The organism is Lichenihabitans sp. Uapishka_5 (assembly GCF_033947565.1).
In the GTDB taxonomy this organism is placed as follows: Bacteria; Pseudomonadota; Alphaproteobacteria; order Rhizobiales; family Beijerinckiaceae; genus Lichenihabitans.
Genome location: NZ_JARPVX010000151.1, coordinates 1 through 4,277, shown reverse-complemented (window position 1 = coordinate 4,277; position 4,277 = coordinate 1). Strand labels below are relative to the sequence as shown.

4 protein-coding genes are annotated in these 4,277 nt (G+C 72.9%); 1 reads left to right on the top strand and 3 read right to left on the bottom strand.

Annotated elements, in window-relative coordinates:
- On the bottom strand, positions 1-387 hold a 387-nt coding region (locus tag P7D22_RS22470), incomplete at its 3' end, for a hypothetical protein (RefSeq protein ID WP_442916134.1).
- A 209-nt stretch (positions 388-596) separates the two neighbouring features.
- On the opposite strand from P7D22_RS22470, the gene P7D22_RS22465 reads away from it, so the two are divergent.
- Complete coding sequence (locus P7D22_RS22465) at positions 597-1,475, top strand: MBL fold metallo-hydrolase (RefSeq protein ID WP_319936480.1); 879 nt, start codon at positions 597-599, stop codon at positions 1,473-1,475.
- Between the two features lie 4 nt (positions 1,476-1,479).
- Here the strand turns inward: P7D22_RS22465 and P7D22_RS22460 are convergent, their stop codons facing one another.
- Positions 1,480-2,472, bottom strand: coding sequence for an FUSC family protein (locus P7D22_RS22460; protein WP_319936479.1), 993 nt, complete (start codon positions 2,470-2,472; stop codon positions 1,480-1,482).
- Between the two features lie 94 nt (positions 2,473-2,566).
- Positions 2,567-4,277: DNA mismatch repair protein MutS (gene mutS / locus P7D22_RS22455; protein ID WP_319936478.1), on the bottom strand; the 1,711-nt coding region annotated here is incomplete at its 5' end.

Sequence of the window (4,277 nt, the reverse complement as noted above, 5' to 3'; positions counted from 1 at the left end):
GTCGCCATAGGCCAGCGTGTCCTCCCTGGTATCGCCGGCGACGCTGCGGCGGGCCTCGTAGCGGAGCGGCAGCCGGGCAAACGGGCCGCCCGCGAGGTCATAGGCCATGAAAGGGCGCACCACCTCGACCCAGGCCGGGGTGACGGGCCGCTGTGCCGCCGCGGGCCGTGTTGGTGCGGCGGCCTCCGGGAATGCGCTCGACACCAGCGCAGGCGGCGGGCCATGGGGGGCGAGCGCGCCGAAGCCGGCGCAGCCCAGCAGAGCCACGCCCCCGAGGGCGAGCCAGCGGCGTCGGGCCTTGGAGATGCCGCGAGCGGGCTCCGCCGTGGCGAAGCGCAGGCCATGCCGTAGGGCCTTTGAGCTGGCAGGGGCGAGGAGGGGGGCCATCAGGGTCATGCCGCCGACCCTGCGCGTTCGCCGTTGAGCCGATCGTTACCGGCGGGGGCCTTCCGGGTGGCAGAGTCAACGCCGCCTTACCGCGGCCAAGCGGGCCCTCGACGCCCGGCACGGCTTCGCCTAGGCTGCCACCGGGGACCACGATCGGGCGCTGCCCCACAACAAAGGCGGCGAAGCTGCCATTCGTCAGGCGCCCGCTTGTGCCGAAGCCACCAGGAGATCTCCTGACCGACACGCCGCCCCCTCCTGCCATCCTGGCGCGCTTCTGGGGCGTGCGCGGCTCCATCGCGTGCCCGGGCCCCGACACGCTGCGCTATGGTGGCAACACGCCCTGCGTCGCGTTGCGCTGCGGCGAACGGCAGGTGATCCTCGACGCCGGCAGCGGCTTGCGGGCGCTCGGGCTGTCGCTTGCGGCGGGACCGATGCCGGTGAGCCTCGACCTGCTGCTCAGCCATTGCCATGTCGACCACCTGATCGGCCTGCCGTTCTTCCAGCCGGCCTTCGATCCGGGCAGCACCCTGCGGCTCTGGGCCGGACACCTGACGCCCGAAACCCATCTGGCCCGCATGCTGGCCCAGCTGATGGTGCCGCCGCTGCTGCCGATCACGCCCGAAACCTTCCTGGCCGGCATGGACTACCGCGACTTCCTGGCCGGCGCGACGCTGGATCTCGGCGACGGCATCACGGTGACCACGACGCCGCTCAACCATCCCGGCGGCGCCACGGCCTATCGGGTGAGCCATCGGGGCGCGTCCGTGGCCTATGTGACCGACCACGAGCAGGGCCCGGGCGAGCTGCCCGACCGGCTGGTCGCGTTCGTCCGCGACGCCGACCTGATGATCATCGACGCCACCTTTACGCCGGCCGAATATCCGGGGCGGATCGGCTGGGGCCATTCCACCTGGGAAGCCGGGGTGCGGCTGGCGGAGCGCGCCGGCGTCGGCCAGGTCGCCTTGTTCCACCACGACCCGGCGCATGACGACGACGCGCTCGATGCCCTGGCGGCGGAGGCGGCGGCGCGACGGCCCGGCACCTTTGCGGCGCGGGAAGGGCAGGTGGTGGCGCTGGCGGAACGGTGACGGATCAGGCGCGCCGCCGGCCCAGCCGGGGCGCCAGGACGTGCCATGCGACCAGCACGGGCTCGAGGATCGCGATGCCGCACAGGATGCCGGCGAGCCGGTCGAGGCCCGGCCCAACGTCGGCCGTCGCATAGCTGTCTGGCACCAGCGTGACCAGCACCGCCAGGGTGAATTGCGTGCCTGAATAGCTGAGGGTCCCGCGCCCGTTCTCGATCAAGCGTCCGAGCCCAACGCCCACCACGGTGCCGGCCAGCATGGCGGGCCCGTTGCCGGGCGCCACGAGCAGCACCGCGCCAGCCAGCAGGGCGCCGCCGACGCACCCCGCAACCCGCTGCGCCAGGCGGACCGTGACCGGCGCGAGGCCGCTCGGGCCGAGGCGCGGCACCGCAACCACCATGGCGGCCATGATGCTGACAGCCGCCTGCGCCAGTTCGGGAAGCGGCAGGATGGCATGCAGCACGGGCAGCAGCGCCACTGCAACGGCGCCCTGGGCTGCATGGCGGAACGCCTGGGGGTGCCAGCCGAGGCTCGTCGCCGCGGGCAGGCGCGACCCCGGCCAGCGCCGTCGCACCGTCACGGTCGACAAGGCGCTGACCACGATGCAGGCGAGTGTTCCGGCGAGCACTTCGAGACAGCGCGTCGCCGCAAAGGCCGAGGCATCGAGCCCGGGATGCTCGAGTTTGTCGAGCCCGATCATTTCAAAGGTCAGGCCGAGAAACAGGAACGCATAAGCGTGCCGGTGGGTCAGGGCGCCGTAAAGAGACACGAGCGCCACCAGCCCGCCGTCCACCGCGACCATCAGCGGCCCGTTTCCGATGTGACCGAGCGCCACCGCCCCGAGGGCGCCGAGCGCCGTGCCGGCGAGCCGCAGCAAACCGCGCCTCAAACTGTCGAGCACGTGGCCGCGCATCACCATATAGCCTGAGAAGGCGGCCCAGGACACGTTGGCGGTGCCGAGCCCATGGGCCAGCACGATCGCCAGCAGCACCGACAGCACGCATTCGAGCGCATCGACGTGGCGAGCCGACCAGGCCGCTGCGAGGCGCCGCAGGCCGGCCCGACCCGCGAGGATCAGGCGGCTGCCTGGCGGTTCAGCGATCGGAGCCGCCGGTCGCCAGACGCTTCAGGGCAAACAACGCTTCGAGGGCTGCGCGCGGCGTCAGATCGTCGGGGTCGAGGGCCGCGAGCGCCGCCCGCAGCGCGTCGCCACCGCCGTCTTCGTGCAGCGCCGGCGCCACGGCCGGCTCGGGGATGGCGGCGAAAAGCGGCAGGTCGCCGACGAGGCGCTCCACCGGTGCCGCCCGGGAGCTGGCCTCGAGGCCGCTCAAGATCGAGCGGGCGCGCTCGACGGCGGCGCGCGGCAGGCCTGCGAGCTTCGCCACCTGGATGCCATAGGAGCGGTCGGCCGCGCCCGGCAGCACCTCGTGCAGAAACACCACGTCGCCCTGCCATTCGGTGACCCGCATGGTAAGGTTCGTCAGGCGCTTCAGGGTGCGGCCGAGCTGGGTCAGCTCGTGGTAATGGGTGGCGAAGAGGCCGCGCGAGCGGTTCACCTCGTGCAGGTGCTCGGCTGCCGCCCAGGCGATCGACAGGCCGTCGAAGGTGGCGGTGCCGCGGCCGATCTCGTCGAGGATCACCAGGGCGCGGGGGCCGGCCTGGTTCAGGATGGCGGCGGTCTCGACCATCTCGACCATGAAGGTCGAGCGGCCCCGCGCCAGGTCGTCGGCTGCGCCGACGCGCGAGAACAACCGATCCACGACCCCGATATGGGCGGCCGTCGCCGGCACGAAGCTGCCGATCTGGGCCAAGAGCGCGATGAGGGCGTTCTGGCGCAGGAAGGTGGACTTGCCGGCCATGTTGGGGCCCGTCACCACGGCGAGCCGGCCGCCGCCTTTGGCCGCGCCGCGCGGCGCCGTGCCGGTGAGGTCGCAATCGTTCGCCACAAAGGGCTTGCCGCGCCCCTTCAGGGCCGCCTCGACCACCGGGTGGCGGCCGCCCTCGATCGCAAAGGCGAGGCTCCCGTCGACCCGCGGCCGCACCCAGTTGCGGGCCGTCGCGAGTTCGCCCAGCCCGAGCGCCACGTCGAGCGCCGCAAGCGCGTCGGCGGCGGCCCGGATGGTTGGGGCCGCGGCGAGCACCAGCGCCGCGAGGCCGCCGAATACCGCAAGCTCGTGCGCCAGCGCTTCGGCGGCGGCCGAGCCGATGCGTCCGTCGAGTTCGGTCAGCTCCACCGTGACGAACCGCATGGCGCCCGCCATGGTCTGACGGTGGATGAAGGTGGCGCTGGCGGGCGGCCGCAACCAGGTTTCGCCGACCTGCTGGGCCACCTCGATGAAGAAGCCCAGCATGGTGTTGTGCTTGACCTTCAGATTCTTGGTGCCGGTCGCCTCGGCGTAGCGACCCTGCAGCGCCGCGATGACGCCCCGGGTGTCGTCGCGCAGCCGCAACGCTTCGTCGAGCCCGGCATGGTGGCCGGCCCGCACAAAACCGCCGTCGCGTTTTTGCAGCGGCAGATCGTCAGCGAGCGCCGCCGCGAGCGTGTCCGCGAGGCCGGGGTCAACACCGCGCAGGGCCGCCGCGACCTCCTGCAAGGCGGGCGGCAGCTCTGTCACATCATCGAGCAGGGCCGCCACCTGGGCCGCCGCCCCGAGCCCATCCCGCAGCGCCGCGAGGTCGCGCGGGCCACCACGGTCGAGCGAAAGCCGTGACAAGGCGCGAGCCATGTCGGGCGCCGCCTTCAACAGGCCGCGCAGGCGGTTGCGCGCCGGCCCGGCCTCGGCGGCCCATTGCACGGCATCGAGC